This is a genomic window from Paenibacillus herberti, assembly GCF_002233675.1.
Taxonomy (GTDB): domain Bacteria; phylum Bacillota; class Bacilli; order Paenibacillales; family Paenibacillaceae; genus Paenibacillus_O; species Paenibacillus_O herberti.
This window is the reverse complement of sequence record NZ_NMUQ01000001.1, coordinates 1,280,213-1,306,292: the sequence shown is the minus strand read 5'-3', so window position 1 is coordinate 1,306,292 and position 26,080 is coordinate 1,280,213. Positions and strand designations below refer to the sequence as shown.

At 50.1% G+C, this 26,080-nt stretch carries 29 protein-coding genes; 9 read left to right on the top strand and 20 right to left on the bottom strand.

What is annotated here, in order from left to right; genetic code table 11:
• Positions 1 to 33: 33 nt before the first annotated feature.
• The 3 genes from efeB to CGZ75_RS06055 are packed head-to-tail and all read right to left on the bottom strand — an operon-like array spanning position 34 to position 3,976.
• A complete protein-coding gene (gene efeB, locus CGZ75_RS06065; RefSeq protein WP_089523340.1) occupies positions 34 to 1,263 on the bottom strand; it encodes an iron uptake transporter deferrochelatase/peroxidase subunit in 1,230 nt (409 codons plus the stop codon).
• Positions 1,263 to 2,438 (bottom strand): iron uptake system protein EfeO, encoded by a 1,176-nt coding sequence (gene efeO / locus CGZ75_RS06060; RefSeq protein WP_089523339.1) that lies wholly within the window; start codon positions 2,436 to 2,438, stop codon positions 1,263 to 1,265. Before efeO ends, efeB begins: the two co-directional genes overlap by 1 nt.
• A 41-nt stretch (positions 2,439 to 2,479) precedes the next feature.
• The gene (locus tag CGZ75_RS06055; protein ID WP_089523338.1) at positions 2,480 to 3,976 is read right to left on the bottom strand and encodes an FTR1 family iron permease; all 1,497 of its coding nucleotides are present in this window, start codon (positions 3,974 to 3,976) and stop codon (positions 2,480 to 2,482) included.
• Between the two features lie 192 nt (positions 3,977 to 4,168).
• Here CGZ75_RS06055 and CGZ75_RS06050 point away from each other — a divergent pair, with 192 nt between their 5' ends.
• From CGZ75_RS06050 to CGZ75_RS06035, 4 genes are all read left to right on the top strand, one after another.
• Positions 4,169 to 5,509 (top strand): hemolysin family protein, encoded by a 1,341-nt coding sequence (locus CGZ75_RS06050; protein WP_089523337.1) that lies wholly within the window; start codon positions 4,169 to 4,171, stop codon positions 5,507 to 5,509.
• Between the two features lie 2 nt (positions 5,510 to 5,511).
• Positions 5,512 to 6,564 carry a hemolysin family protein gene (locus CGZ75_RS06045; protein WP_089523336.1) on the top strand — a complete coding sequence of 351 codons (1,053 nt, stop codon included), beginning with the start codon at positions 5,512 to 5,514 and terminating at the stop codon, positions 6,562 to 6,564.
• Positions 6,565 to 7,082: 518 nt separating this feature from the next.
• Positions 7,083 to 8,684: an ATP-binding protein gene (locus CGZ75_RS06040; RefSeq protein WP_089523335.1), complete on the top strand. Its 1,602-nt coding sequence runs from the start codon at positions 7,083 to 7,085 to the stop codon at positions 8,682 to 8,684.
• 12 nt (positions 8,685 to 8,696) lie between these two features.
• Positions 8,697 to 9,449 (top strand): response regulator, encoded by a 753-nt coding sequence (locus CGZ75_RS06035; protein WP_176444694.1) that lies wholly within the window; start codon positions 8,697 to 8,699, stop codon positions 9,447 to 9,449.
• Positions 9,450 to 9,527: 78 nt separating this feature from the next.
• On the opposite strand, the gene ndk is transcribed toward CGZ75_RS06035, so the two are convergent.
• The 3 genes from ndk to CGZ75_RS06020 form a co-directional block, all read right to left on the bottom strand.
• On the bottom strand, positions 9,528 to 9,932 hold the full coding sequence (gene ndk / locus CGZ75_RS06030) for a nucleoside-diphosphate kinase (RefSeq protein ID WP_089523334.1): 405 nt from the start codon (positions 9,930 to 9,932) through the stop codon (positions 9,528 to 9,530).
• A gap of 255 nt (positions 9,933 to 10,187) precedes the next feature.
• A complete protein-coding gene (locus tag CGZ75_RS06025) occupies positions 10,188 to 10,358 on the bottom strand; it encodes a DUF3934 family protein (protein ID WP_089523333.1) in 171 nt (56 codons plus the stop codon).
• 89 nt (positions 10,359 to 10,447) lie between these two features.
• On the bottom strand, positions 10,448 to 10,813 hold the full coding sequence (locus tag CGZ75_RS06020; RefSeq protein WP_089523332.1) for a GIY-YIG nuclease family protein: 366 nt from the start codon (positions 10,811 to 10,813) through the stop codon (positions 10,448 to 10,450).
• Positions 10,814 to 11,023: 210 nt separating this feature from the next.
• Between CGZ75_RS06020 and CGZ75_RS06015 the strand changes: the two genes are divergently transcribed.
• Positions 11,024 to 12,181 carry an MFS transporter gene (locus CGZ75_RS06015; protein WP_089523331.1) on the top strand — a complete coding sequence of 386 codons (1,158 nt, stop codon included), beginning with the start codon at positions 11,024 to 11,026 and terminating at the stop codon, positions 12,179 to 12,181.
• Positions 12,182 to 12,311: 130 nt separating this feature from the next.
• Here the strand turns inward: CGZ75_RS06015 and CGZ75_RS06010 are convergent, their stop codons facing one another.
• From CGZ75_RS06010 to CGZ75_RS05990, 5 genes are read right to left on the bottom strand one after another with little or no spacing between them, the layout of a single operon-like run.
• Positions 12,312 to 13,073: an ABC transporter permease gene (locus CGZ75_RS06010; RefSeq protein WP_089523330.1), complete on the bottom strand. Its 762-nt coding sequence runs from the start codon at positions 13,071 to 13,073 to the stop codon at positions 12,312 to 12,314.
• Positions 13,074 to 13,075: 2 nt separating this feature from the next.
• Positions 13,076 to 13,834 carry an ABC transporter ATP-binding protein gene (locus tag CGZ75_RS06005; protein WP_089523329.1) on the bottom strand — a complete coding sequence of 253 codons (759 nt, stop codon included), beginning with the start codon at positions 13,832 to 13,834 and terminating at the stop codon, positions 13,076 to 13,078.
• Positions 13,835 to 13,849: 15 nt separating this feature from the next.
• Positions 13,850 to 14,200: a DUF1048 domain-containing protein gene (locus tag CGZ75_RS06000; protein WP_089523328.1), complete on the bottom strand. Its 351-nt coding sequence runs from the start codon at positions 14,198 to 14,200 to the stop codon at positions 13,850 to 13,852.
• A 9-nt stretch (positions 14,201 to 14,209) separates the two neighbouring features.
• Positions 14,210 to 14,557 (bottom strand): DUF1048 domain-containing protein, encoded by a 348-nt coding sequence (locus CGZ75_RS05995; protein WP_089523327.1) that lies wholly within the window; start codon positions 14,555 to 14,557, stop codon positions 14,210 to 14,212.
• Complete coding sequence (locus CGZ75_RS05990; RefSeq protein WP_217900064.1) at positions 14,557 to 14,880, bottom strand: PadR family transcriptional regulator; 324 nt, start codon at positions 14,878 to 14,880, stop codon at positions 14,557 to 14,559. Before CGZ75_RS05990 ends, CGZ75_RS05995 begins: the two co-directional genes overlap by 1 nt.
• 231 nt (positions 14,881 to 15,111) lie before the next feature.
• Between CGZ75_RS05990 and CGZ75_RS05985 the strand changes: the two genes are divergently transcribed.
• Entirely contained in the window at positions 15,112 to 15,675 is a 564-nt protein-coding gene (locus CGZ75_RS05985; RefSeq protein WP_089523325.1) for a sigma-70 family RNA polymerase sigma factor, read from the top strand.
• Positions 15,665 to 16,174, top strand: a complete 510-nt coding sequence (locus CGZ75_RS05980) for a DUF3600 domain-containing protein (protein ID WP_089523324.1) — start codon at positions 15,665 to 15,667, stop codon at positions 16,172 to 16,174. The genes CGZ75_RS05985 and CGZ75_RS05980 overlap by 11 nt, the downstream gene beginning before the upstream one ends.
• 52 nt (positions 16,175 to 16,226) lie before the next feature.
• Here the strand turns inward: CGZ75_RS05980 and CGZ75_RS05975 are convergent, their stop codons facing one another.
• The 4 genes from CGZ75_RS05975 to CGZ75_RS05960 all read right to left on the bottom strand — a co-directional run bounded on the left by CGZ75_RS05975 (position 16,227) and on the right by CGZ75_RS05960 (position 20,497).
• On the bottom strand, positions 16,227 to 16,709 hold the full coding sequence (locus CGZ75_RS05975; RefSeq protein WP_089523323.1) for a DMT family transporter: 483 nt from the start codon (positions 16,707 to 16,709) through the stop codon (positions 16,227 to 16,229).
• 1 nt (position 16,710) lies between these two features.
• Entirely contained in the window at positions 16,711 to 17,436 is a 726-nt protein-coding gene (locus CGZ75_RS05970; RefSeq protein ID WP_089523322.1) for a Crp/Fnr family transcriptional regulator, read from the bottom strand.
• Between the two features lie 49 nt (positions 17,437 to 17,485).
• Complete coding sequence (locus CGZ75_RS05965; RefSeq protein ID WP_089523321.1) at positions 17,486 to 17,911, bottom strand: DMT family transporter; 426 nt, start codon at positions 17,909 to 17,911, stop codon at positions 17,486 to 17,488.
• A gap of 105 nt (positions 17,912 to 18,016) precedes the next feature.
• Positions 18,017 to 20,497: an ATP-binding cassette domain-containing protein gene (locus CGZ75_RS05960; RefSeq protein ID WP_089523320.1), complete on the bottom strand. Its 2,481-nt coding sequence runs from the start codon at positions 20,495 to 20,497 to the stop codon at positions 18,017 to 18,019.
• A gap of 249 nt (positions 20,498 to 20,746) precedes the next feature.
• On the opposite strand from CGZ75_RS05960, the gene CGZ75_RS05955 reads away from it, so the two are divergent.
• Positions 20,747 to 21,454 carry a MerR family transcriptional regulator gene (locus tag CGZ75_RS05955; RefSeq protein ID WP_089523319.1) on the top strand — a complete coding sequence of 236 codons (708 nt, stop codon included), beginning with the start codon at positions 20,747 to 20,749 and terminating at the stop codon, positions 21,452 to 21,454.
• A 2-nt stretch (positions 21,455 to 21,456) separates the two neighbouring features.
• On the opposite strand, the gene CGZ75_RS05950 is transcribed toward CGZ75_RS05955, so the two are convergent.
• The 4 genes from CGZ75_RS05950 to CGZ75_RS05935 all read right to left on the bottom strand — a co-directional run bounded on the left by CGZ75_RS05950 (position 21,457) and on the right by CGZ75_RS05935 (position 24,095).
• The gene (locus tag CGZ75_RS05950; protein ID WP_089523318.1) at positions 21,457 to 21,642 is read right to left on the bottom strand and encodes a hypothetical protein; all 186 of its coding nucleotides are present in this window, start codon (positions 21,640 to 21,642) and stop codon (positions 21,457 to 21,459) included.
• A 120-nt stretch (positions 21,643 to 21,762) separates the two neighbouring features.
• Positions 21,763 to 22,188, bottom strand: a complete 426-nt coding sequence (locus tag CGZ75_RS05945; RefSeq protein WP_089523317.1) for a rhodanese-like domain-containing protein — start codon at positions 22,186 to 22,188, stop codon at positions 21,763 to 21,765.
• A 187-nt stretch (positions 22,189 to 22,375) separates the two neighbouring features.
• Positions 22,376 to 23,263, bottom strand: a complete 888-nt coding sequence (locus CGZ75_RS05940) for a LysR family transcriptional regulator (RefSeq protein ID WP_089523316.1) — start codon at positions 23,261 to 23,263, stop codon at positions 22,376 to 22,378.
• A 112-nt stretch (positions 23,264 to 23,375) separates the two neighbouring features.
• A complete protein-coding gene (locus CGZ75_RS05935) occupies positions 23,376 to 24,095 on the bottom strand; it encodes a YebC/PmpR family DNA-binding transcriptional regulator (RefSeq protein ID WP_089523315.1) in 720 nt (239 codons plus the stop codon).
• A gap of 110 nt (positions 24,096 to 24,205) precedes the next feature.
• On the opposite strand from CGZ75_RS05935, the gene CGZ75_RS05930 reads away from it, so the two are divergent.
• Positions 24,206 to 24,457, top strand: coding sequence for a GNAT family N-acetyltransferase (locus CGZ75_RS05930; RefSeq protein WP_281255098.1), 252 nt, complete (start codon positions 24,206 to 24,208; stop codon positions 24,455 to 24,457).
• A 513-nt stretch (positions 24,458 to 24,970) separates the two neighbouring features.
• Here CGZ75_RS05930 and CGZ75_RS05925 read toward each other — a convergent pair.
• Positions 24,971 to 25,957 (bottom strand): phosphotransferase enzyme family protein, encoded by a 987-nt coding sequence (locus CGZ75_RS05925; RefSeq protein ID WP_089523313.1) that lies wholly within the window; start codon positions 25,955 to 25,957, stop codon positions 24,971 to 24,973.
• Between the last annotated feature and the right edge of the window lie 123 nt (positions 25,958 to 26,080).

The following is a 26,080-nucleotide window of genomic DNA, read 5'->3' as shown; positions in this document are numbered from 1 at the left end:
AACCATCTCCCGCAAGCACGGAGATGGCTAATTTTATATGTCTTTTAGCAGAGACTGTCCGATATACTCTCCTTCTCGGACTCCCGCCGGACAGGCGTAAAGCGCGCTTGCAATATGCTGAGTATACTCATTCAGCCGATCCCTGCTCTGCATCAGCCGCAGCATCGGGATGAATTGCTCCTGCGGATTACGCTGATAGCTGAGGAACAGCAGTCCGGCATCGAGCTGTCCGGTGCGCGGTTCAATCGCTCCCGTATAGGAGTATGCGCGCCGATGAATGCTTTGGCGGGACTGCTTGGCCAAAGCGACATGTGAATCCACAGGCTGCTCCGAGACTGGCACAGGATCAAACTCGCCGACAGCACCATAAGCAGCTCCGCTTTCCTTCGATCTACCGAACGTATCCTCTTGAGCCTTCAAGGAGCTGCGATCCCATACTTCAAGCAGCATGCGGATTTTGCGGTAAGCCAAATAGGAGCCGCCCCTCATCCATTCCGGTTCCCCAGTTCCAGCCCAAACCACTTCATCAAAATCGCTCTGATGAAGCTTATTGGCCGTACCGTCCTTGAATCCAAACAAATTGCGCGGCGTTTTTCCATCAGGAGGAGCGCTGGTGAAGCCTTCTTCCATCCAGTTCAAAATAGCGGTTCCCGAAGCGAGCCGAATCAGGTTGCGCAAGGCATGAAAAGCAATCTGCTGATCATCCGCGCATACTTGCACCGCGATGTCTCCGGCTTGAAAGGCGGGATCGAGATGATCCTTAGGCATGCGGGGAATACGGCTCAAATGGCTAGGCTTGCGCCCAGCAGCGCCGAATCTGTCCTTGCCATCGTCCAGAAAAAAGGACTCGCCGAACCCGTAGGTAATCGTCAGCTTGGCGGCGCCTAAATCCATTGCCTCCCCGGAATCGGCCGGAGGCAGCAAATTATTGCCGCTGCTCTTCCGGTATCCACCGGCTGCGGCGAGCGTGCTGAACTTCGTCCATTCCTTGAGCATGGAGATGAGATCCGCTTTGCTGTCTGTAATGATACGGAAGCTACCCAGATACAGGTATTTCTGCTGCGCCGTAATAATGCCCGCTTGATGGGCGCCGTAAAAGTTCAGCCTCTCGTCATTGCTGAGCGCTGCTGGAGCGTTGCTTTGACCAAACATTGACAGTGCTGCACCGGCTCCCCCTCCTCCAACGGCAAGAGCGGCAGCCGCTACGGCCGAGAGCTTCAGAAATTCACGGCGCGAGATGCCTGCATCTTTTTTAGGCTGCATTAGAGAATCGCCGCCGTTTGAGTCATGAGCTCCGACAGCTGGCTCAGTTTGTCGCTCAGCTCTCGAATTTGCTCGGTTGTCAGCTTGTCATAGGCGATATAGCTGCCGTTCTCCTGATAGCTTCTCAGCAGAGATTCCATATCTTGAAACTGTTTATCGATCCCAGTTGCCAAGTCAGGATTATGCTCATTCAAAGCCGGAATGATGGCGAGATAAACCGTTTTGGAACCGTTGATGTTGGCGGCAAGATCAACGAGGTCGGTCTTGGAGAAGATTTCTTCCTCGCCCGTAATTTTGGACGTTGAAGCCTCGTTGATCAGCTCGATTGCGCCGGCTACCATCGTTTTGGCATTCAGCTTGATGTCCTGAATTTTGCCCTCCAGCTCCTCTGTATCCTTCACCAGCTGATCGGCATAAACGTCCTGACCCTTCAGCGACTTATCAGCCCAGAGCGCCTTTTCAATCCGATGGTATCCGGTCCAATCCTTCTCGTTCTCTACGTCGGCCAAGCGAGCGTCGATGCGTGGATCAAGATCGCCGAAGCTTTCCGCGACGGGCTCGATGGTCTCAAAATAGACGCGTGCCTTCGTATATTCCAGCTTGGCTTTTTCGGCGTCCCCGCTTTTGACGGCAGCGGCAAACGTTTTGGTGGCCGCGGCAAAGGATGTCGCTTGCTCTTTTACGAAAGCCTCGTAATTCGCCACAGCCTTGTCTAGCAGCTCGGATGAGCTCTCACTGGAAGGTTTGGCCTGCTCCAGTTTTTCCAGCGCCCCCATCAGATTTTGGGCTGTGACAGTAAGGGATGTGAAATCAATTTTGTCATAAGCGGAAGCCGAGAAAATAGGCATTTCATATTTCTCTACCTCGGTATATTCCAGCGGAAACGACTGGCGGACTGTATTTTCATAGGATAACCACAGTTCGTTGATTCCTTTGCCAAGCGCCTTAACTTGGTCCCCGTCCTGCTTGGACAAGGCGTCCTGAAGCTTGGTTGTTTCCGCCTTCATTTTGACGGTGCTGTCCTTAATTGTGGAGTCGACAGCCTGACCATCCGCCGCTGGCGCGGTAGTGGCTGAATTGGAAGCTTCGTTTGAATTGGTCGCATTCGAACATGCGGAGAGAAGAATAATACCGCTTAGAGACAGAACCTTCAACGCTTGAGTTTGATTATTCATGTGGACTTGAACCTCCAATTAATTTAAAAATATATCGAAAGCTAGGTTGCCGATTGGTCTTGCAGCTTCTCGACTCCCCGGGATCGCTTCGGCAGCAGAGCTGCCAGAGCAAGCAGGACGAGCACTAGCTGAGGAAGCGTGCTGTACCAGGACGGGTACAGGCTGATCGATGCCAGCTCTGGCAAATAATCGCTCACCGAGGACGGAATGACCCCGGCCATCTGCAAGCTATGAATGCCGGAGCCGAGAAATTTGAAGCAAAGATAAAATACGACCAGACTAGATACGATAAAGAGTGGCCGTACCGGAATTCTAGATCCTGCCAAGCGCATCAGCAATGCGACTATAGCTAACAAGCCGAACCCGGCGGCCAGACCGGCAATAATCGTCCCGGCGGGCATCCTTCCCGCCAATCCGACGAGGAACAGTACCGTCTCCAGTCCTTCCCGCACGATGGCGAAAAACGCCAGCAATCCGAAACCAAGCGCGTGACCTGTGGAGGAGGCTTTGCTCGTTTGGCCCTTCAAAAAGTGATTCCACCTCTGTATGTCCGCATTGCGATGAAGCCAGTAGCTGACATACAGCAGAAGCAAGCTGGAGACAATTCCCGTCCACCCGTTAAGCTTTGAATTGCCGCTTCCGATCGCAGCCGTGGAGATCAGCATCGCTACAACGAGTCCGGCAGCAATACAAAGAATGATCCCGGCCGACGTCCCGCCCACAATCCAGCGCTTTGCCTTCCGCGAATTGGAGCGCTCAGCAGCAACAGACAAGGCGCTGATAACGAGAACCGCCTCTAACCCTTCGCGAAACGGGATCAAAGCTGCATCCCACCACGAGTAGCCCTTTTGCGCCAGCGGACTCAAGCTTTGAGCCATTCGTTCCAGCACTGCCGCAGCCTGCGGTCGCTGATCTTCATTGGTCAGATAGGCGTCAACCAACACGAGATCTCGTTCCGTATGGTTGTAGACCGTTTGGGAGCGGCTGACAACATCGCCCTCAACGGATAACCAGCGGTTTTGCAGCTGTTTCACGAGCTTACCTGCCCCCGCCCAATCCTGCTTATCTGCCAGCTGTTTGGCCAGCTGTAGTTGGGTAATATAGGCGGACAAAGGGAACTCTATTTCTCGATCCGTGTTCGTATAAGCTCCATCCTCATACGCATGAAGCGAGAAGCTTAGCTCAGCAGCTGCGTCCGTGGCTTTAGGGACATCTTCAGTCAGCAAAGCTAGAGATAGCGCTGCTATATGCTTGTCGATCTCCAGAGCTAGCTCAAGCGAATTGGACTTTACCTTTGCTTTGTTCAGAGTCCACCATTTTTTGACCGCTTTGAAGGCGGGCTCCGCTTCCACGCGATTCTGCTCCTGCAGAGCGGCATACAACCGATCGGCAGCAGATGTTACAGAGGTGGCAACAGAATCGGTTCCTACAGCAAAGACATTGGTTGTCCGTATTCCCTGCCCCATCAGGAGGATAAAAACCAGCGCCAGCGAGATCAGCAGCCTGTTTGTCCCGATTTGAGCCCAGTTACAACGCATCGCTATCCTTTGCCTCCATGAGCTCGATTTCGAATGATAACTATTATCATTTAACTTGTAAATAATATACTACGGGTTAATTTAGTGTCAATCTATTTTCGAGAAGTTTGAACCTAACAGCGAATGCGTTATTAATTTCTAATTGGCGCTTTAATGAATTGGAGGTGAATCCCCTCTTATCGGGGAACTAATGTGGAACTAGCTACCATTTTGAATTTGCTCATCCTTGTCGTTTTACTTGCAGCGACCGCATTTTTTGTAGGAGCGGAATTTGCCGTAGTCAAAATCCGGATTTCCCGAATCGAGCAGTTGATCGCCGAAGGGAACCAGAAAGCGATTAATGCCAAAAAGGTTGCCAGCAACCTGGACTACTATTTATCTGCCTGTCAGCTTGGAATTACCGTGACCGCGCTTGGACTTGGCGCCATCGGCAAACCAGCTGTAGAGACGCTGCTGGAGCCAGCGTTCAATTATTTCAATCTTTCCGCATCAGCGGCATCGGCTGCTTCCTATGCGATTGCCTTTATTCTCGTTACGTTTTTACACGTTGTTGTTGGAGAAATGGCACCTAAGACGCTTGCGATCCAATTTTCCGAAAAGATGACATTGCTGCTCGCCTCTCCACTCTATTGGTTTGGCAAAATGATGAATCCATTCATCTGGGCGCTGAACGGCGCTTCGCGCCTGCTGCTGCGTGCGATTGGCGTAAAACCTTCCCCGCATGAGCAGGCTTACTCTGAAGATGAATTGAGAATCATCATGACTCAGAGCTTCGAGGGCGGCGAGCTGAATCAGACTAAGCTGGACTATATGGAAAATGTTTTTTCATTTGATGAGCGAGCCGCAAAGGACATTATGGTCCCTCGCACGGCGATGATCGCTTTGGACATTAGGATGAGCGATGCAGAAATTATTAGTATTCTGGATGAGTACAATTACACCCGTTATCCCGTCATTGAAGATGGCAACAAGGATCGTATCATTGGCGTAGTGAACGTGAAAAAGCTACTGCCTCATCTTGTAGCCGGCAGAGCGCATAGCCTGAAGGACTTCGTGCGCACGTTGCCTTTCGTCCTCGAAGTGACTCCTATCCAGGCAGCTATGATGAAAATGCAGCAGGAACGGGTGTTTATGGCATTGGTCATCGATGAATATGGCGGAACTTCGGGTATTCTAACGATGGAAGATATTTTGGAAGAGCTTGTTGGCGAGATTCGCGATGAGTTCGATGAAGATGAGGTTGCGCCTATCCGAAAAACCGGAGAACGAGAATACAAGATCAATGGCCTCGTCCTGCTCGATGAGCTTGAAAAGGAATTTGGCCTATCTTTTGAAAACAGAGAAGAAGTGGACACGATTGGCGGCTGGATTCAGGTTCAGACGGGAACGACCGTTCAGCCAGGAGATCAGATCCGAATGAACGAGTATATTTGGACCGTCGAGGAAATGGATAAGTTCCAGATTAAACAGGTCAAAATCAATTATGTCGATATCTCGAACGAGGAGGTGAATTCCCCGGCTAGAGGGGAATAATCATGATTGGATTAAATCTACTATTGATCGTCGTGTTTATTGGCCTTACTGCCTTTTTTGTCGGAGCTGAATTTGCCATCCTCAAGGTCAGAATGTCGAGACTCGATCAGTTGATTGATGAGGGCAACAAAAAAGCGGTTAAGGCAAAAAAAGTAGCCCATGATCTCGATTACTACTTATCTGCTTGCCAGCTTGGCATTACTATTACCGCCCTCGTGCTTGGCGCTTTGGGTGAGCCGACAGTTGAACGTTTGCTCCATCCGTTATTCGAGCGCCTCTATTTGCCGGATGCATTGTCCACGGTGCTTACTTATGTCATTGCTTTGTCGATCATCACCTTCCTGCATGTCGTTATTGGTGAATTAGCGCCTAAAACGCTCGCCATTCAATATTCGGAGAAACTAACCCTGCTATTGGCACCGCCGTTGTACGCATTTGGCAAAGCTATGAATCCTGTCATTTACGTTTTGAACAACTCGGCCCAGCTGCTGCTCCGCCTATTCGGCGTCAAACCGGCCGGTCATGAAACCGTTCATTCGGAAGAAGAATTGAAGCTGATCGTGGATCAAAGCTATAAAAGCGGCGAGATCAATCAGACCGAGCTGGAATATCTCAAAAATATGTTTGATTTTGATGAACGGACTTTGGATGAAATTATGATTCCCAAATTGAACATCGTTACGATCAAAAAAGAAATGCCGCTCTCCGCTCTGCTCGTCATCTTGAATGATTATAGCTTTACTCGTTATCCGGTAACGGAAATTGACCGACCCGATTCTTATATCGGATATATCAATGCCAAAGAAATGCTGACCAGCATCGCAGCCGGGAGAAACCGCCCCATAACAGAGCTGACCCATGAGATGCCGCGTTTCAAGGAAACTTCGTCCATCCGCGATGTTCTGATCAAAATGCAGCAGACTCGTGTTCATATGGCGATTGTCACCGATTCTGACGGCAGTCCTGTCGGTCTTGTGACAATGGAAGATATTCTGGAGGAGATCGTCGGTGAAATCCGCGACGAGACGGTCGGCGCTCCGCTTACCGCTTATTGAAGCAGCATTGAAGAAACCGTTGGGTTCGGAAAATGTAGCACTATAAATCTAGGCCGCCTGCAAGTTTAAACGCAGTGTGGCCGGACTAGTATCATTACGGCTCACGCCACCTGTGCTTTCAAGCGCAGTGTGGTCCAGTCAGCACCTTAACAGCTCAGACCTCATGCGTATTCAAGCGCAGTGTGGTCTGAGCTTTTTTTGCATTCAGCAATTTGAGACAGGAGAAAAAGGTATATTCCCCTCCCCTCATCTCCTGTCTGACTAGGCGGATTCCCACTCATATCGCCGAACTCGACCGTTTATTTGTTCATTTCTTCCGATATGCATCATGTAGTATAGTAAATCTAATTCGTGCTTAAAGCGCTTTTCCGAAAGCGTTTATCGCGCAATTTTACTTCAACGTAAAGAATTTTACACAGAAAAGTTTCTTTGAGTGAAATTTATTCGTTTTGTTCATTTTGTTCACGAGCACTTAGCTGGGAAATTTGCGAAACTGTTCTAAAGGGGGGTTGGTCCATATGCGATTGCAAACAAAACTGATCATTACTATCTGTTCCCTTTTGGGAACGCTAATACTCGCACTGGGCGGAACCTTCTATTATGTTGTGACTCGTGTAGTTGAACAGCAGATCGGCGTCAGAGCATTGACCGTCGCCGAATCGCTGGCTGTCATGCCGGAAGTACGCGCCGCTATGAGCGGACCCCAACCTGGACGCATCATCCAACCAATCGCCGAAATCGTCCGTCAGAAAACAAATGCGGAATATGTTGTTGTGGGAGATAAAGAAGGAATTCGAGTCGCTCACCCGGAAGTCGAGAAGATCGGCAAACCGATGGTCGGTGGCGACAACGGTCCTGTACTTGCAGGCAAAGCTATCATCTCCAAGGCGACCGGATCGATGGGACTCGCACTGCGAGGCAAAGCTCCGATCATGGATGACCAGGGCAAAGTGATTGGCATTGTCAGCGTGGGTTTTCTCGCTTCAGAAATCGACCGAATCGACGACCCCTACCAGAATAAGGTGTTCTTCGTTGGTACGCTTGTTCTCCTGCTTGGAGCAGCAGGCGCAGTCTGGATCGCGCGCAGCGTTCGGCGTTCTATCCATGGACTGGAGCCAAGGGAAATCGGGGCCTTATATATGGAAAAAGAAGCGATTCTGGAATCCATCCGCGAAGGCGTTGTAGCGGTGAATGTGGATGGCCGCATTACGATGGCCAACCGGATTGCTCTCGATATTATGCAATTACCGGAGCACGAGGATCTCGTCGGCCGGCCGATCGAGGATATTTTGCCCAATACTGGACTGCCTCAGGTCATCCGCAGTGGAGAAGTCCAGCTTGATCAAGAAATGGTCATGCGCGGCAAAGATGTCGTGGTGAATCGCGTTCCGATTCTCGACAACAGGGGCAATGTAGCCGGCGCCGTCTCTAGTTTCCGTGACAAATCCGAGCTGTACCGGCTCGCCGAGGAGCTGTCCCAAGTGAAGCTGTTCGCAGATTCACTGCGCGCTCAGACACATGAATTTTCCAACCGGCTTTATGTCATCTCCGGACTGATTCAGCTTGGCTCCTACAAGGAAGCCATTGAACTGATCCATTCCGAGGCTGGCTTGCAGCAAAACCTGATCCAGTTCATCATGAAGGAAGTTCCAGATCCAGTGCTGGGTGGCTTCTTGATCGGCAAGTTTAATCATGCCCGGGAGGTCCAGGTCAACTTCACGTTAGATGCCGAGAGCAGCTTCCGGGATGTGCCGGAGACGATTGACCGAAGCTTGCTCGTGACAATAATCGGCAATTTAGTGGATAATGGATTGGATTCCGTGAGGGCGAGGAGCAGTCTTGCGCCTGAAGATCGTCGGGTGAGCCTGCTGCTGACAGATCTCGGTACGGATCTAATTATGGAATGTGAGGATAACGGAGCTGGAGTGCCAGATGGACTAGGGGAGACTATTTTTCATAAAGGAGTGTCAACCAAGCCGGGAGAGAATCGTGGCATAGGCCTCTATCTCGTACATCAGGCTGTCACGCGACTCGGAGGCATGGTCGCCTTCAGCCGCAAACCATCCGGCGGGACCATCTTCATTGCAGCGGTGCCCAAACATTACCATTCCGATAGCTGAGGAGAGAACCCCATGGAACAGCCAAGTGATGACGGCCAAGCCTCGATGATCGAGGTGCTGATTGTTGAGGACGATCTCCGCATTGCGGAAATTAACCGACGTTTTTTAGAACAAATTCCTGGCTTTCGGGTATGCGGCATCGCTTCCACTGAAGCTCAAGCCAAGCTGCAGCTGGAGCTGCTAGAGCCGCATCTGGTGCTGCTTGATATTTACCTCCCTCCTGCCAGCGGCTTGGAGCTGTTGCTCCATATCCGGCAGCATCATCGTGGCACGGATGCCATCATGATTACCGCGGCACGTGAGATCGAGGCTGTACAGGAAGCGATCCGCAGCGGAGCCTTTGATTACCTGATGAAACCGCTCGTATTCGATCGCCTTAAGGAAACGATGCTCCGCTTCGCGGCCTTCCGCCGTGAGCTCTCCCGGCTGAGCGACGCGACGAGCATCGGCCAGCATGATATCGATCGCTTGCTGAACCGCACCGCAGATCCGCTTGGCTCCTCTGAGGCTGGAGCATCGCTGCCCAAAGGAATCGACAAGCTGACGCTGGACAAGGTGACACAAACGTTCGCCAGCATGAATGACGGATTGTCGGCCGAAAAAGTCGCAAAGCTCATCGGCATCAGCCGTTCTACGAGTCGCAGATACTTGGAATACCTCGTCGGACTTGGAATTATTGAGGCGGATCTATCCTACGGAGTTGGTCGGCCCGAGCGGGTTTACCGCAGTCGTGATTCATCCGCGAAGCAAGGTCCACAGGCGTGAAAAGGGGCTGTCCCAGAGGTCATGTTCATGACCTCTGGGACAGCCCTTCATTGTATTATCGGTTAGAGTAAGGTGGAATTAGCGGATAAAGAACCGCGCAATTTCGATGCTAGCATTGCCCGGAGAATCCGAGCCATGAATGACATTCTCCGATACATCGAGGCCGTAGTCGCCGCGAATCGTGCCGGGAGCAGCTTCTGCTGGATCGGTTGCACCGATCAGGTAGCGGGAATTTTTCACTGCGGCCGGACCCTCCACGATCATCGTAAAAACAGGCCCGGACGTCATATAGTCAACGAGCTCGCCGAAGAACGGCTTGGACTTCAGATGGCCGTAATGCTCCTCAGCGGTTGCGGTGCTTACTTGGACTAACTCAGCCTTGACTACGGCAAGTCCCTTTTTCTCGAATCGGGATACGATCTCGCCGATCAGTCCCCTGCGAACCCCATCCGGCTTGATCATTACGAATGCTTTTTCGCTCATCGTACCTTCCTCCTTCTGTCTGCTCCTGCTTCCTGTGTTCCCTCTGTTCCCTGTTTCCATTCATGCCTGGACGTTGCCGCCCTGCATCTATTAATTCGATGTAAAGGCGCGAACAACCTTCTTGGACCCGAAGGCAAAAAAAACCGCCTGGAAGACCAGGCGGCAATTGACTCAGTGTATCGTTAAAACGGCCCCTGCCCCGCCAAGCGGGACAAGAGCCATTGAATGCCAGCGACTGTTGAATCGCCGGTTCTGTTACTTCTGTTCGTTCAAGCGGGCAGCTTTCGCTTCTTCCGCTTTTTTCTTGAGGCCTTTGCTTACATATGGTTTCGGCTTACTGCTCGCTTTGCGCTCCGCAGCCTGCCAGCGGTTCCAGCCCTTTTTGCCTGTGCCTTTTCCGGTGCCGCCGCCTTTGGATTTACTCATTGTGTTCTCACTCCGTTCGTCCCCTTATCCTAACAGGTCGAAGCGTCGTCGGCAAACTCATTAGCTGATTTCTACAGGCTGCGCCTGATCTACGGCTGCGGGGGCCGATTATAACCTCGTTCTCCATAAGGTTGGAGCTTCTCCAGCCACGGCTTCAAGATCATCTTGAGCTCCCACTTCATATCCGTTATTTTCGCAGGGTCGGATTCCTTGCGCTCTAATTCCTCATACTCGAATGCTTCTGCTCCCAAGGCATTCCAATCATGCTGCAGCTCTAGATTAGCAAACTTACCTAGTTGAAGCTGCCCCTGCAGCGTACTCCATTTGTTTTTCAGATTCGGATAGCTCGTCACAAAAATCTTGCCGTTCGCTTTATTTGATATTTGAATGACGCCAAAATAAGTTTTGATGTCCTTGTATTGCTCCTGGAGCTCTTTCCTGCGAGTTTTGTCCATTTGTGTTTACCTCCACTCACTTGATTTACTAAATTAGTAATTTAGTAAATAATAAAATGACAAAGCATTCTTGTCAACCTATGGCAAGTATTGATGTTAAGGGGTAAACTATTACCTGGAGTGCATAAATCTCGCTTCATGTTCGCTTAACGCAGTCTCACATAGCTCCTCTTCATCCCAACTACTACATACTGCAAAGGACTTCCGCCCATGAAGCTGTTTTTCTGGTTTTACTTCGTCCTCTACTCAGGCAATGCTTTGTTTGGGACATTCGTTCCGGTTTACTTTCAGCAACAAGGTTTCAGCGCTTCCGAGATTGGCCTGCTCTTGAGCTTTGGCCCATTCGTGGCCGTACTGGCCCAGCCGGCCTGGGGCACCTACACAGACAAAGCCAGTTCCAAAAACCGCGTGCTCATTCTCATGTTGATCGGCAGCGGAATATCCATGTTACTGTTTCCGATGGCGACATCGTTTGGCTGGCTGATGCTGGTCATTAGCCTGTTCACGCTGTTTCAATCCTCCATCCCGGCCGTCTCCGATGCTATTACACTGGAGGCTCTAGGCAACAAAGCTTCTTATTATGGCCATATCCGCATTGGCGGTACGCTAGGTTTCGCTTTAATGAGCGTTTCTTTTGGTATTTATGCCGAGCACTTCGCGATTGAGGGCATGTTCGTTGCTTACGCTATCGTAATGGCGGTTTCAGTCCTCGTTCTGCTGCTTTACCCGAACATCAAGGGTCATCAATTCGGTGGGCGCAAAATGAATCTGCTGGAACTGCTGCGAAATCGCAGACTTATGCTTTACATGAGTATTTGCTTCGCCATCAACATTACGCTCGGTTATTATTATTCCTTTTTCCCGCTGTATTTCAAGGACATCGGCGCGGGTAACGATCTGCTCGGCTGGTCGATGGTTATCTCCGCTCTATGCGAGCTGCCGTTTCTACTCTATAGCGCTCGGATTTTAAAGCGGTTTTCCGTCTCCACCATCCTGCTGTTTGCCGGAGGAGCAGCCACTCTGCGGTGGCTGCTGTTCTCTACGCTGGACTCGGCTTGGCTCGTGCTCCCGGCTCAGGCGCTGCATGGTCTCACCTTCATCGTCGTAACCGTCACCATGTCGGTATACATTAACAAAGAAGTTCCAGCAGAGCTGCGGGCGAGCGGACAAACGTTGAACGTACTCATCAACATGGGAGCAGCGAGAATTATCGGCAGTTATGCTGGAGGTTATGCAAGCGAAGTTGTTGGCCTTCAAAATGTATTCCTTTATGCCGCCTTTTTGCTCCTAGCAGCGCTGGCCGCTTTTGCTATTATCTCAAGGCGTATGGAGCGCAAAGGGCTTGCTGGAAGAGGAATTGCTGGTTGATGACTCATGTCTACTCCCAAATATAAAACAGCGTCAGCCATGGACGAGAAAACTGGCTGACGCTGTTTTATTGAGCTAACGTTCCGCAATAGCGGATTACTTTCAATTAACAAACATACCCCTGCAGACATTAAACCGCTTTCCGTTTGTATGCGCGTACCGCAAATAGATAGGCTACGACCAGTATTCCTAAGCACCACGCAAGAGCGACCCAGATATCATTGCCTACCGGTTGATTTGACAATAGAGCACGGATGCTTTCTACAATAGAGGTCACAGGCTGGTTTTCGGCAAAAGCGCGCACGACAGATGGCATCGTTTCGGTCGGTACAAAAGCCGAGCTGATAAACGGCAGGAAGATAAGCGGATAGGAAAACACGCTAGCACCTTCCACCGAATTCGCAGAAAGTCCGGCAATCGCCGCGACCCAAGTCAAAGCCAGCGTAAACAGCAAGAGTATGCCGGCTACGGCAAGCCAAGATAGTACCCCCGCCGACGAGCGAAAGCCCATCATAAGTGCTACGAGAATGATTACGACAACAGAAATGACGTTGGATACCACCGAGGTTAGCACATGCCCCCACAACACGGAGGAACGCGCAATTGGCATGGAGTGAAACCGCTCAATTATGCCCCGTTGCTTATCCAAAAATAGACGGTAGGCCGTATAGGATACGCCGCTCGCAATCGCGATCAGCAGGATACCGGGTAACAGGTAGTTCACATAGTTATCCGTTCCGCTTTGAATTGCGCCGCCAAACACATAAACGAACAGCAACATCATTGCAATCGGAGTGATGCACACCGTGAAGATAGTATCTATGCTTCGCAATATATGGCGCATGGAACGCCCAAGCATCACGCTTAAGTCACTGAAAAAATGCTCATTCATCGTTACTTCTCCTCCTGTTTACCAATAATTGCGAGGAATATCTCTTCCAATGAAGGTTGTTTTTCCACGTACTCTGTCTTAGCGGGCGGGAACAGCTTTTTCAGTTCATGGAGCGTGCCATTAGCAATAATCCTTCCCTTATGCAAAATGGCAATTCTATCGGCAAGTTGTTCAGCCTCATCCAAATATTGAGTGGTCAGGAATACCGTTGTACCATCGTCGGCAAGCTCCTGGACCATTTTCCAAGCCTCAATGCGGGCCTCGGGGTCAAGGCCTGTGGTGGGCTCGTCGAGAAAAATGAGCTGCGGTTTACCGATCAGGCTCATGGCAATGTCGAGCCTGCGGCGCATACCGCCCGAATAGGTGGACACCCTGCGGTCGGCGGCTTCAGTCAAGCTAAAGCGTTTCAGCAGATCGTCAGCCACTTGACGCGGATTGGCAAGATGTCGCAGTTTAGTAATCATGATTAGATTTTCCCGCCCGGTCAAAATCTCGTCCACGGCGGCAAATTGCCCGGTCAGATTAATCGCATTCCGCACATTCTCGGGTTTTGACGCGACATCAAATCCATTGACGGTGGCGCTGCCTCCGTCCTGTTTCAGCAGCGTAGTGAGAATTTTGACAATTGTCGTTTTCCCCGCGCCGTTGGAGCCAAGCAGGGCAAAAATCTCACCTCGCTTAACTTCAAAATTGACGTCCTTTAGGACTTCTGTGTCCTTGAACGACTTTCGCAGACCTTTCACTTCAATTGCTTTTTCCATTGGGATAACCCCCTGTTAAATTGTATTATCCGTACCCTTCCGTATAGCCTTGTTAACTTTTTGGTCAACAGATTGTTGATAGATGTCAGCGTAAGTTTTTGAATCTTTGATTAATTCGTCGCAGAAAGCCGCTACGTCACTGCCCGTCACTTCAAGCACACCTTTTCCCAATGCCGCGCCCTCTTCAAAAAAATCGACAATCCCCGAAAGCAAACCCATCCCGTCAGTTAACTCAACAGGGCCGACTTTAAAAAGATATTTTTGAATCTCTTTGTAAACAATCTGATAATCTTGCGGGAGCGCTTTGACACGCGCCACATGCGCTCGCCATTCTTTTTTGCCTTGGATAATATCTTGAATTCTCATTTTGTCCTCCTATTTACCTAATTTTTTAGCGATATTATGATTAAGTTGCTCACGCCACTTGTCGCGATAAGACTTTGCCCCTTCTTCGCCGGCCAATGCTGAACAGAAGCCTTTAATATCGTCACCCAATACCTCTTGGACACTCTGACCATCGGCCGCCGTTTCTTCGAGCAGACCAAGCACACCATCAAGAATTGGCATAAGGTTGCGACCGGTGAAATCGGAGTGCGGCCAAAGATTAGTATTAATTTGTTCCCATGCCGCTTGATAATCAGCGGGCAGCTTTTGGGCTCGCAATTCAAAAGCTTTCATTTCTTTATTCATGTCGCTTCCAGTGATTCTTTCCCAAAAATTCATTATTTGCCCTCCTTTAATTCGTTAATTTTTGAGGATACAAAATCCCATTTTTCCCAGAACTTCTGTAGTTCCTTACGCCCCGCGTCATTAAGCACGAAAAACTTACGCGGCGGTCCCATGTCGGAGGGCTTCTTGGTGATTTCCACCAACTTGTTTTTTTCAAGTCGGATCAGGATGGTGTACACCGTTCCTTCCACAACCTCTGTGAAGCCGAGGGCGTTCAACTGCCGCGTGATTTCGTACCCGTAGGTTTCTTTGCGGCTTATTATTTCAAGAACACAGCCCTCAAGCGCCCCTTTGAGCATTTCCGTTAGATTTTCCAGCACAATCACTCCTTGCTATTCTGTACCACTGGTATCAAGTACTACTGAGTACCTCTATAAAGTATCACGTAGTAGTCGGTCTGTCAATAGCGTTTGCCCATAAATTGGCGAGAAACCCAATGAAGCTCCTTCCTAAAATGGTCATTATCGTAAAAAAAGTTTATCCTTTTACTGAACCTTTTTCTCCACGGGAGCGAATTAAGGGTTGTAACACGTTCAGGAGGGGCCCCCATGAATGATAAAGAGTTACTTCCGTGGCTTGAAAAAGCAACGCTCGGCGACGAGTCGGCCTTTCAGCTTGTCTATCAGGCGACTCACCAAGACGTCTATCGGACGGTTGCTTTTCTCGTCTACAACAAACAGGACATTGAGGATATCGTGAATGAAGTTTACATGCGCATGTGGCGGTCGTTTCACAATTATGACCCTAACAGGTCGTTCCGGTTTTGGCTGCACGGAATCACTGTCCGCCAAGTCCAAGATTGGAAAAGAAAGGCCTGGCGGCGAATTCGCCTCTTTGAACGAAACCGTCAGATGACCTGCGAACAGTTCGACTGGACGGACAAAGCGGTCCTGCAGTCCGAAATGCAGCTTGAGTTGCTCAGCCTTGTCCGTCAGCTATCGTACAAACTAAGTGTGGTCGTTATCCTGCGCTATTTTCACGACTATGCTCTAGAAGAAATCGCAGACATGCTGCAGATCCCCGTTGGCACAGTGAAATCCAGGCATCATCTGGCACTGAAAGAACTCCGGAAGCGATTCGGAATGACGGGAGGAGACGCGTATGTCCATTGACAAGGAATTGCGTGAAGAGCTTCGCCAAGCGGCAGATTCGATGCACTGCCCACCCGATTTGTATGAACGTGTCCACCAGTCCTATCAACACTTTGTGAAAGAAAAGAGAGGTCGATCTCCCATGAAAAAACGCCTACTCGCAGGTATTGCCGCAGTAGCAATCCTTATTCCATCTGCGGTATATGCTTCTTCCTATCTAGCCGACGGTATATTCGGTTCTTCTGCAGCCATTGAAAAGATCGGCGGTTCAAAGGAAGAATATCAAGAGATTGAGGGGTTCCTTAAAACAGCAAAAGCCAAGCTCACGGAAGACGAATTCAAGGAGTATATGGAGCTGACCAAGCAGTTGATGCAATTAAAGATGAAGATTACAGATAAAAATGGGATCAGAGATGAGGGGAAGCTGACCAAAGAAGAACAGCAGCAGTGGGAGCAGCTCGCCACCAAGCTGGCTCCGCTCTTCGAGAAGATTACCGCAACTGAAACTGCCAAGCCGTAAGAAAATAAAGCAGGGACCCCGTCCGATGTGGATGGGGTCCCTTTGATCAACTCTAAAACTCAGCCGAAGAGGCAGCAACAGAGCTTGGCACCTCCGCTTTTTTGCCCTTACCCAGCTTGAACACGAGAATGCCCGCAGCTAGAACAAGTACACCGGCCAGCTTGGTCGGCTCCAGTGGAACGGCTTCGAGCCCGAACCATCCGAAAGAATCCCAGATCATCGCGAACGCCAGCTGTGAACAGAGCACAATGCTTATTGCATACGTTGCACCGAGACGTTTTACCCCCTGTACCAAGCAAGTCACAACGCCGATCCCAATCAACCCGCTGAAGCCATGCCATACCTCCATTCCTTGAAGCTGCCAAAGGCCCGCCCCTTCAAAACCTAGTCCCAGCATGAATGAAGCGAGAAATCCCATTCCGAGAATAAGCGTTGTTGTTGTCCACATGCCAGCCTTTTCATCGACTTTATAGTTAAACAGATTCTGCAGGCTGAGCAGCAAACCTGCTGCCAAAGCCCATACCATTCCAACCATGTTAGATGCCTCCCGTACTCAATTCGTAAATATTGTCGCCGGCAAGTGCAGAAAGCGCCTCCCTATCTCTGATCGCTATACTGGAGCGCTTCCGCTCGATCAAGCCATCCGCCGCGAATTGCACGAGCACCCGATTCAGATGGCGGTAGCTGGTACCGATCAGATTGGCTGCATCGCGGAGCGCCCCGGCTTCGAGCCTGGTGGTGGCCTGCCCATCCTCTTCGGAAGCAACGCTAATGACCGACAACAAGTAGCTGGCCAGCCTCACCTCAACTGGATAAAGCAGGTTAAAGCTGAGCGAATTGTTTTTAATTTTGAATTTGCGTGTGATGATCCCCAGCAGGAAGCGAAGAAAAGGAGCTTGCTCCTGTACATGCAAATCCAGCTGCCGATAAGAGAAGCGAATTCCCGTGACTGGTGTTACGGCTTCAACTGTGTTCATCAGTTCCATGCCGCGCTGCGCATACTCTATATCCCCAATGACCTCCAATGGGTTCAAAAAGGAAAGAATCAGCGATTTACCATCCGAAATCGTGTTGAATACCTTAATCTTCCCCTCCACAAGGATAAGTAGACTGGAAGCTACCTCCCCCTGGGTCATTATCGTATCGCCCCTGCCATACTTCACGAGCTCCGCCTTTGCTATTAGCTCCCCCGGAAATATAGACTCCAACTCAAAAGCGCGCATATAGGCTGAAATTACTTCCAACTCACCTTTAATCTCCACTCACCGTCACCTTCGTTCCCCATCAGCTACGGCTTGCGGCCGCTTCAATTTAGATTGATAACAGCATTACTCCGCCTGCCATCAGTATAATACCTGCCACCTGCATTGTTCCCATCCGCGTTTTAGGGACGCCGATCCAGCCTCTCCATTCAATCAAGAACGTTAATCCAAGCTGGCCGAGCAGGACGAGCGCGGTCGTCAGCGTAATTCCAACTTGCTGAATAGCTGTCACATTGCCGAAAATGATAAAAGCCCCCAAAGCTCCGCCAATCCCGTATATCGGCTTGACCTCCAGCAGCTTGCTTGGTTGCCAACTCCGCAGCAGCAAGGCCAGCAATAACGCGCCGACAAAACCCGTCAGCTGGGTCATTGCCGCTGCTTGCCATGTTCCCAGCTCTCCACTGATGCGAGTGTTCGCCACTCCCTGCAGTGTAATGAAAAATCCGGCTGCCAACGCAGCTAAAAAGCCCTTCATCTTGCCATCCCCATTCTGTCTGTCTGCGATGAACACTTTAGCTCAGTTCTACTTTAATCGCAAACGGACAAAGGAGAAAAGGACATATGTCCTTTTCTCCTGAACTCAACCTATTGAACTGCTCGAAGCCGCTCGAATGCCTAGGCTAGCGCCTGTAACGGAACGACTCTCGCTAGCAAGCAGCTCCGGCGTTCCAGCCGCGATCAGCTCACCTCCGGCATCTCCGCCGCCGGGGCCAAGATCGAGCACCCAATCCGCCGCTGTAATCAAATCGGTATTATGCTCAACCATAACGACCGAATTACCGGCATCGACGAGTCGGCTGAGCAGCAGATGGAGCTTCTCGACATCAATAGGATGCAAGCCGCTTGAAGGCTCATCGAGCAAATAAAGCGTGTGTCCCTTCGCCGGAGCACTGAGCTCTTTAGCCAGCTTAAGCCGCTGGCCCTCTCCGCCGGACAGCGTCGTCACGGATTGGCCCCATTGCAAATAGCCGAGACCAACGTCAGCGAGCAACTGCAAAAGAGCGCTCATTTTTTTGTTTTCCTGCAGCAACGGCTGACTTTCCTCTAGACTGAGCTCAAGGAAATCGGCAATGGAGCGTTCCTTATAACGAACTTCCAGCACCTCGGGCTTGAAGCGTTTGCCCCTGCACTCCGGGCAGACGATTTGCAGATGGGACAGGAAATGCATATCAACGGTCACCTGACCTAAACCTTCACAACGGTCGCAGCGCCCTCCTGGCGTATTAAAGGAAAAATGCTTCTCCATCAGCTTCCGGCTTTTGGCTTCAGGCAGTGCGGCATAGGCTTTGCGGAGCAAGGCGAATAAATCCATATAAGTGGAAACGCTCGAACGCTGCATACGAGAGAGCGGGCTCTGATCAACGGTAATCAGGCTATCGACTCGTTCCATACCGCTGATCTCTGCGCAGCCCTCGATGTTGCGGAATGAGCCCTGTCCAGGCACGGCGGAGGCGAGCAGATCAAATACAAGTGTGGATTTTCCTGAACCGGAAACTCCGGATACTGCCGTTAAGCAGCCGAGTGGAAAAGAAGCCGTAATCCCCTTCAAGTTATGCCGATCAGCATCGCGCAGCGTTATCCAGCCCGCTTTAGGCAAGCGGCGTTGAGAAACCATCCGCGTAGGGGAGCGGAAATAACCCCCTGTAACGGAGCCTTGCTGTTCCATAAGGTTTTTCAGCGTTCCTTCCCCAACGATATTCCCCCCGAACCGGCCGGCACCTGGCCCGATATCGATGATGTGATCCGCCTCTTGCATGACGGTGACATCATGCTCAATCAGCAGCACCGTATTGCCGAGATCCCGCAGCTCCTTGATCACTTGCACGAGACCCGCTGTGTCTTTGGCATGCAGCCCCGTCGTTGGTTCGTCAAGCAGATAAAGTACACCGGTTAATCCTGAACCCAATATCGTTGCCAACCGAAGCCGCTGAGCTTCTCCCCCCGATAATGTTACGGACTGGCGATTGAGCGTCAAATAACGGAGCCCGACATCCTCGATGCGACGAACTTTGACCATCGTGTCATGCAGTACAGCCGCTAGTAGTTCATCTTCGCTATCTACAGAAAGGTGATATGGCTCTTGTAGCCAGGCCGACAGTTCCCCGAGCGATATACGAGACAACTCAGGAAGTGTTCTGCCATAGGCGGTCACGGATCGGCTGACCGGGTTCAGCCGTTCCCCCCGGCAGTCGGTGCAAGGCATGCTGCGAAAAAAGACGGCTTCGCCAGACTGGCCATCCTTTTCCTTGTAACGTTGCCACATTCCAGTCAGAACACCCTTGTAGCGGCCTTTACCGACTGATTTCGGAAGCGACTGATCCGGGAAATGCCGGGAGAACTCCGGGCTTTCCACTCCATAAAGCAGAAGATCCCATTCCGCCTGGCTATACTCGCCTACTGGCTGCGAAGTATTCATCGGTAGTCCGTAATATTTGCCTGCTACTTCAAGAATAGCGGCATTGTATTCCGCAAATGTCTCGAACCAGAACGCAACAGCGCCGCCGCGAATGCTTTTACTCCGGTCAAACACCGCTTCAATATCAATATTAACAACGCTTCCTAGCCCGCTGCAGCTTTCGCAAGCGCCTGACGGCGTGTTGTAGGAGTAATCCGCTTTCCCAAGAGCACGGTGAATCTCACCACAGGACGGACAAGCAATCTCGGAAGCCCCATTATCTGTGGCGGCCATCATGTCTCCGCCGCAGCTTTGGCAATGGCGCTTCCCTTTTTTCTCAAAAATCAGCCTTAGGTAAGTCTGCAGATCAGTTACCGTGCCAACCGTCGATCTCGGATTGCGGTTCGCTGCATGTTGTCCAACTGCAATGGCTGGTGATAAACCAGTTATGGATGCAACCTTCGGCTTCGGAATCGATTCTCCCGACAGGCCGCTTGATTCCATATACTGACGCTGACATTCCCGCTGAAGAATATCGAGGGCAAGCGTTGATTTTCCAGAACCTGACGGTCCTGTCACAACAATAAGTTTATACTTTGGAATATCAACATCGATGTTTTTCAAGTTGTTTTCCCTGGCACCGCGGATGCGGATTGTATCAATCATAAATCTGTTTCCTCCTCAAGGCTTCTCAGCTTAAAAAATGGCTATTCCATTGGGCTCGACTGGATATAAGCTTACTTTATCACATTGATGCAAGTGATAAGCTTCGCCATCATATTCCCTGGTTAATGCAGCTATAAATCAGCTGCAACCCTGTCATCGTGCTTTAATATTTTACAGGAGGATTTGTGTCGCTTGAAGTGCTTCTGCTATGGTAGAGGTAGTTGAGTTTAGCGAAGGAGATTAGCTAAAATGGATCGCAAATACAGGCCGATTGATATCGCCCGTGAGCTCGGACTCAGCACAAGCGCGCTGCGCCATTATGAATCATGGGGAGTCGTGCCGCTCCCGGAGAGAGCCTCGAATGGATACCGTATGTACACAAGCGAACATTTGGCTTGGTTCCGTTGCCTGAGGGCGTTATATGAAGGATTTGGGATGGATCTCGCCTCTGAAGTGCTGAAGAAGCTGCAGGAAGGAAAGGCAGAACTGGCGATGTGGCTCGTTAACCAGGAACAGGCAAAGCTGCAACAGGATAAAGCTGCAGCTGATCGGACGCTGCAACTGCTGCTTCAGCTGGAGATGGACGAGCTGGATGGCCTAAAGCTCAAGCCTCACATGGCCATTGGTGAAGTGGCTGAACTTGCAGGCGTTGCCCCATCTGCGATCCGACACTGGGAAAAGGAAGGACTCATCCAGCCCGTGCGTGATTCGCACAATGGCTATCGCCTGTACACCCCTATTCAGCTTCGCCAAATTATGCTTATTCGAACACTGCGGCCGACGATATTTTTTCTTGATGGAATGAAAGAAATTGTTTGGGCAATGGGCAATCGGGGAGTTGAGCATGCAATCAAAGGTACGGAGCATGCGCTGGAAATGATCGGAACGAGGATCAGGCGGCAATTTATCGGCATCCACGAGCTGGTTGTGTTATGCCGCCTGTTGGGCTTCATGTAAGGTTAAGGTTCAGTACTTTCAGTTGCTGCAGTATCTACAGCATCTAATTCATCTTCAAGGTCGCTGCTTTCCTCCTGTTTCAAATGCTCAGGCAACACCTCATGACGGCAAACGGGACATATCGTCCCATCCAGCACGACGACCTCTCCACACCAGGGGCAGTCGATCTCAGCGTTTTTGTAAGACATTCGGCTCCCTCTCCTTTTCAACGAGCAGATTAGCTTCATCGTTCGACAGTTTCTTTTTTGTAGTCTATATGAAAAAGCCCCTGGAAATATCCCCAGGAGCGTTATTTTTAATTCAGTGCATCAACCTACTAGCGGGGCTGCGGTTACGCTGGAACCTTCTACCGGAAAGCCTTCCCTGCGCCAATACTCGATTCCGCCAAGCATTTCCTTTACCTGAAAGCCTAACTCTGAAAGCCGCAAAGCGGCTTTGGCTCCACCGTTGCAGGCGGGACTCCAGCAGTAAACAACGATAAGTCGATCCTTGGACCAATCGGCCGTTGATTCAGTGCTGATCTCGCGATAAGGCATGCTCAATGCGCCGGCAGCGTGGCAATCTTCATAAGCGGAGGATGCGCGCACATCCAGCAATAGGAAATGATCCTGACCGCTGAGTTGATCGTGATGGACGTCCGAAGGATCGGTCTCTACGGAGAGCTTGGCAAGATAATGGCGGGTGATCGCTGCCGGCTCGGCAGCAGGCGTTTCCAGTACGAGCGATCTGGTCATCGGTTCATTCTCCTTTTGAGCAGCTTTGCCTAAGCAGGCCGCTTGTTTAGTCTTATTTGACTTGGAAAAATCATACCATGACCGATTCGCAAGCTGTTATCGACTCGTTTCGATACTGCTTATCGGTTCTGCCGATGATTTCTGCATCGAACAGCACTGACCGTGCTAATCGCCTGGCTCACCCTTCCTACGATCCCGCAGCTTCCCGGATGCCGAAGCATTCCAGAAAGCTACGGAATCCAGGAGACAGCCATCTTTTCCGACTATAAACGAGCTGAATGAAAAACTGGAACGACTCATCCTCCAGCTTCACTGCTGCCAACTGGCCTGTTTCAATTTCTCTCTGAACCGCAATTGCCGGTAGCATCGCGATTCCCAGCCCATGCTGTACACATTGCTTGATCGCCTCGATACTGCCAAGCTCGCAAGAAATCCGCGCCTCCGTGCCCGTCTCTTTCAAACGCCGCAGCAGCTGGGCCCGATAAGTACAGCCATTTTCGGTGAGCACCAACGATTCTCCCGCCAGATCCGACACGGATGCCACTCCTAAACCGGCAAGACGATGCTCTGTAGGACAAACCATAATTAGTTGCTCTTTGCGTAGCACACTCACTACTAAATCAGGATCTCTAAACGGAGGATCCAGAATAAAGGCAGCATCAAGCGTGCCCGCCTTCACTTTCCGGATAAGCTCCGGCTCATTGCCGGGAAGCAGCGTCATAGAAGCTTGAGGATGAGAAGACCGGAACGCCTGCATATAAGAGGGTAGGAAAAAGGAAGCCAGCGTCTCAATGGACCCGATCGCCAGGCTGCCGCCCGAGGCGGATGATACAGCTTCCAGCGATTCGGCGTGCAGCCGCAAGATCTCATTGGCATACGTGAGCAGCTTCTCTCCTGCATCAGTAAGCCCCATAGATCTTCCACGCCTTTCCAAAAGGACGGCACCATAAGTCTCCTCCAGCTTCTGGATTTGCGCCGTTACGCTGGACTGCGCGTAGCCAAGCTGCTCGGCAGCCTTAGTATAACTGCCGCGTATGGCCACCTCGCGAAAGCTGCGCAGACAGGTAAGCTCCATCCTATCTCCCCCTTGGATTTTTAAAAGCCCGAACTCCGATAGTTCAGAGTCCGGGCTTTCTGTATTTCAAATACCACCAGTTACCGCTCAGAAGCTGAATGCTTCTTGCGGTTTATTCAGCGAACGCGACGTTGTGGTACACTTGCTGAACATCTTCCAGGTCTTCCAGCGTGTCGATAATTTTCTCGAATTGAACTTGCGCATCGGCTGGCAGCTCCAAATCGTTCTGAGCGAGCATCGTAAGCTCGGCAACCGTGAATTCAGTAATTCCAGCAGCTTTCAAAGCTTCCTGCACAGCATGGAATTGATCTGGCTCCGCGTATACAAGCACATCCTCATCTTCTTCGACCACATCGCGAACATCGACGTCCGCTTCCAGCATTAATTCCATGATTTCATCCAGTGATTTACCGGTCACGCCGAAGACGGCTGTAGCATCGAACATATAAGCAACGGAGCCATTAACGCCCATATTGCCGCCGTTTTTGCTAAAGGCTGCGCGAACAGAGGAAGCAGTCCGATTAACATTGTTCGTCAGAGCATCAACGATGACCATTGAGCCGTTGGGGCCAAAACCCTCATAACGCAGCTCTTCGTAAATCTCATCGGAGCTTCCTTTTGCTTTCTCTAGTGCGCGATCGATGATCGCCTTCGGAACATTATACGTCTTGGCCCGCTCCAGAACGACCTTCAAGGCGCGGTTGGATTCTGGGTCCGGCTCCCCTTTGCGGGCAGCCACATAGATTTCAAGACCGAATTTGGCGTAGATCCGACTTGTATTGGCGTCCTTGGACGCTTTTTTTTCTTTAATATTATTCCATTTGCGACCCATGTTGAACCCGCTTTCCGGTTATAGTTTGAACTCTATTATAGCGATACCAGCCTACCTAGGACAAGCCCGCCCCATCACTGAAGTAAAGGATTGAACCACAGGTATTTAATGTGGAGTGCCTGAAACCATCTGAAGTATTTCAAACTAAATCCGACCCCACATATCACGGAAGAGGCATAGGTAGTCGATTAATAAAATATATTGAAAAATTAATAGGCAGCAATCTCCAAGTTGATGTTAATGAGCAAAACGATGGAGCGTACACATTCTATAAACGGCTTGGTTTTGTACTGATAGGACGATCAGAATTGGATAGTTCAGGGCGACCTTTCCCCATCCTTCATCTAGCAATAACAAGTTAAGCTAAGGTTAAAAATAACAACAGTCGACTAATGGATTAAGTGGGCCATAGACCATAGAACAAGCCTATCGCTTCGCTGCAACAATAGGGGAAACTGGACGCGCCTCTGCTTGTCCACGCACATCCTTACGGAACTGAGAGAGCTTATTTCGCCTCAAAACAGGCTATAATTTTTATAACGGAACTGAAAAGCGTTATTTGAGTCAAAATGATGATTTTCCCGAGAAATACCCTCAATTAGTGTCTCTCAGTTTCGTTACGCCTCGAAAACCCACCATTTGGTTGAAATAGGGCTTCTCAGTTCCGTTACGCTACCGAGGAAGGGGTTTGAATGAATGGACGAGCGAAACTCAGAGCGCTTAGCTTGAGCATTCATATCAAAGTGAAGCTCAACACGCCTCACATTCGAAACCGATGCAGCGCCGTCCGCCCCTATTGAACTAGCGGCCTAAATAACTAAGGGGCAAGCCCCGAAATCATCTAAAGATGACTTTCGGGACAGCCCCTGTGCATCTCACTTAAATTTCTGTCCAAAACAGCTCGAATTTTGTCTCAAGCTATTCTCCAGCCTTGCTCTTAAATTCGCCAGCCACTCTGGCTCGTTAGTCCATTTTTCCTTAATTGAACTTAACATTCGAGCGTAACCGTATAGATTCGCAAATCGCCTGCATGCGGGTAAAAGTTCATCTAAATCATAAGAGATCTCAAATTCAGTTAAATAACCTTCCAGAAAACACTGTTTCTTAACTTCGAAAGCTTCAACGGCAATACCGTCCTGCAAACTTTCAAACGCTTTTCCAATATCCATCGCATACCAGTGATACATAGCGTCATCAAAATCAATGACATAACATGACTTTGATTCCTCATCGTAGAATACATTATCGTATTCAAAATCATAGTGGACCAATCCAAAGCTGCTCTCCGATTTAGGAATAGCAGAAAAATAATCACGCAGCATTTCCGTTTCCTGCATGGCCGCTGCCTGTTCTGGATCATCCTTTAATTCATCTTGGATCCAATCCAACACATCACCGTATGACCATCTCTGATAATTGCCAGATGTGTACTGACTGGATAATCGATGGAGCCGTCCGAGAGCCTGCCCATAACTGAATACAATCTCATCGCTGGAATCGGCAGCATCCATTCGAACGCCGGGAACTCGTTTAAAGACAGATGCAAAGTATTGTCCCCAAGGGGTTTGTACCTCTATAAGCGGCTCGCCGCTATTCGAATTAACGGCTTCCAACACCCCGTAGCAATTGTCACGTAAGTAAGCAATAAAATCCAGCTCCGCCAATAAATTCGCTTTCAGCTTCTCATTTGTTGGGGCAAATCGTAACAGCTGGTTCTTCCCTTCGGATTTAAAAGGATAAATAGCATTGGAAGATATTCGATAATATTTGAACATGTCTAACGAAGTTTCATCATATCCCCAATTTTTAACAATCATTTCTGCCAAGTCTATATTATTAAAAAGATACTTTAACTTCAGCACAAAATTGCTCCTCATCATAGCCAATTGTTTGCGTGCTTAAAGACCGCAGGCTATGTCTGCGGCCCGCTTAAAGCTTGCTGACAATACCCCTCATATCAACTGTTGTCGTTTTAGCCCGGCTTT

Coding starts and splice junctions, on each gene's coding strand:
- efeB (WP_089523340.1), bottom strand. CDS start 1,263: ATGCAGCCTAAAAAAGATGCAGGCATCTCGCGCCGTGAATTTCTGAAG.
- efeO (WP_089523339.1), bottom strand. CDS start 2,438: ATGAATAATCAAACTCAAGCGTTGAAGGTTCTGTCTCTAAGCGGTATT.
- CGZ75_RS06055 (WP_089523338.1), bottom strand. CDS start 3,976: ATGCGTTGTAACTGGGCTCAAATCGGGACAAACAGGCTGCTGATCTCG.
- CGZ75_RS06045 (WP_089523336.1), top strand. CDS start 5,512: ATGATTGGATTAAATCTACTATTGATCGTCGTGTTTATTGGCCTTACT.
- CGZ75_RS06040 (WP_089523335.1), top strand. CDS start 7,083: ATGCGATTGCAAACAAAACTGATCATTACTATCTGTTCCCTTTTGGGA.
- CGZ75_RS06035 (WP_176444694.1), top strand. CDS start 8,697: ATGGAACAGCCAAGTGATGACGGCCAAGCCTCGATGATCGAGGTGCTG.
- ndk (WP_089523334.1), bottom strand. CDS start 9,932: ATGAGCGAAAAAGCATTCGTAATGATCAAGCCGGATGGGGTTCGCAGG.
- CGZ75_RS06025 (WP_089523333.1), bottom strand. CDS start 10,358: ATGAGTAAATCCAAAGGCGGCGGCACCGGAAAAGGCACAGGCAAAAAG.
- CGZ75_RS06020 (WP_089523332.1), bottom strand. CDS start 10,813: ATGGACAAAACTCGCAGGAAAGAGCTCCAGGAGCAATACAAGGACATC.
- CGZ75_RS06015 (WP_089523331.1), top strand. CDS start 11,024: ATGAAGCTGTTTTTCTGGTTTTACTTCGTCCTCTACTCAGGCAATGCT.
- CGZ75_RS06010 (WP_089523330.1), bottom strand. CDS start 13,073: ATGAATGAGCATTTTTTCAGTGACTTAAGCGTGATGCTTGGGCGTTCC.
- CGZ75_RS06005 (WP_089523329.1), bottom strand. CDS start 13,834: ATGGAAAAAGCAATTGAAGTGAAAGGTCTGCGAAAGTCGTTCAAGGAC.
- CGZ75_RS06000 (WP_089523328.1), bottom strand. CDS start 14,200: ATGAGAATTCAAGATATTATCCAAGGCAAAAAAGAATGGCGAGCGCAT.
- CGZ75_RS05995 (WP_089523327.1), bottom strand. CDS start 14,557: ATGAATTTTTGGGAAAGAATCACTGGAAGCGACATGAATAAAGAAATG.
- CGZ75_RS05985 (WP_089523325.1), top strand. CDS start 15,112: ATGAATGATAAAGAGTTACTTCCGTGGCTTGAAAAAGCAACGCTCGGC.
- CGZ75_RS05980 (WP_089523324.1), top strand. CDS start 15,665: ATGTCCATTGACAAGGAATTGCGTGAAGAGCTTCGCCAAGCGGCAGAT.
- CGZ75_RS05975 (WP_089523323.1), bottom strand. CDS start 16,709: ATGGTTGGAATGGTATGGGCTTTGGCAGCAGGTTTGCTGCTCAGCCTG.
- CGZ75_RS05965 (WP_089523321.1), bottom strand. CDS start 17,911: ATGAAGGGCTTTTTAGCTGCGTTGGCAGCCGGATTTTTCATTACACTG.
- CGZ75_RS05960 (WP_089523320.1), bottom strand. CDS start 20,497: ATGATTGATACAATCCGCATCCGCGGTGCCAGGGAAAACAACTTGAAA.
- CGZ75_RS05955 (WP_089523319.1), top strand. CDS start 20,747: ATGGATCGCAAATACAGGCCGATTGATATCGCCCGTGAGCTCGGACTC.
- CGZ75_RS05950 (WP_089523318.1), bottom strand. CDS start 21,642: ATGTCTTACAAAAACGCTGAGATCGACTGCCCCTGGTGTGGAGAGGTC.
- CGZ75_RS05945 (WP_089523317.1), bottom strand. CDS start 22,188: ATGACCAGATCGCTCGTACTGGAAACGCCTGCTGCCGAGCCGGCAGCG.
- CGZ75_RS05940 (WP_089523316.1), bottom strand. CDS start 23,263: ATGGAGCTTACCTGTCTGCGCAGCTTTCGCGAGGTGGCCATACGCGGC.
- CGZ75_RS05935 (WP_089523315.1), bottom strand. CDS start 24,095: ATGGGTCGCAAATGGAATAATATTAAAGAAAAAAAAGCGTCCAAGGAC.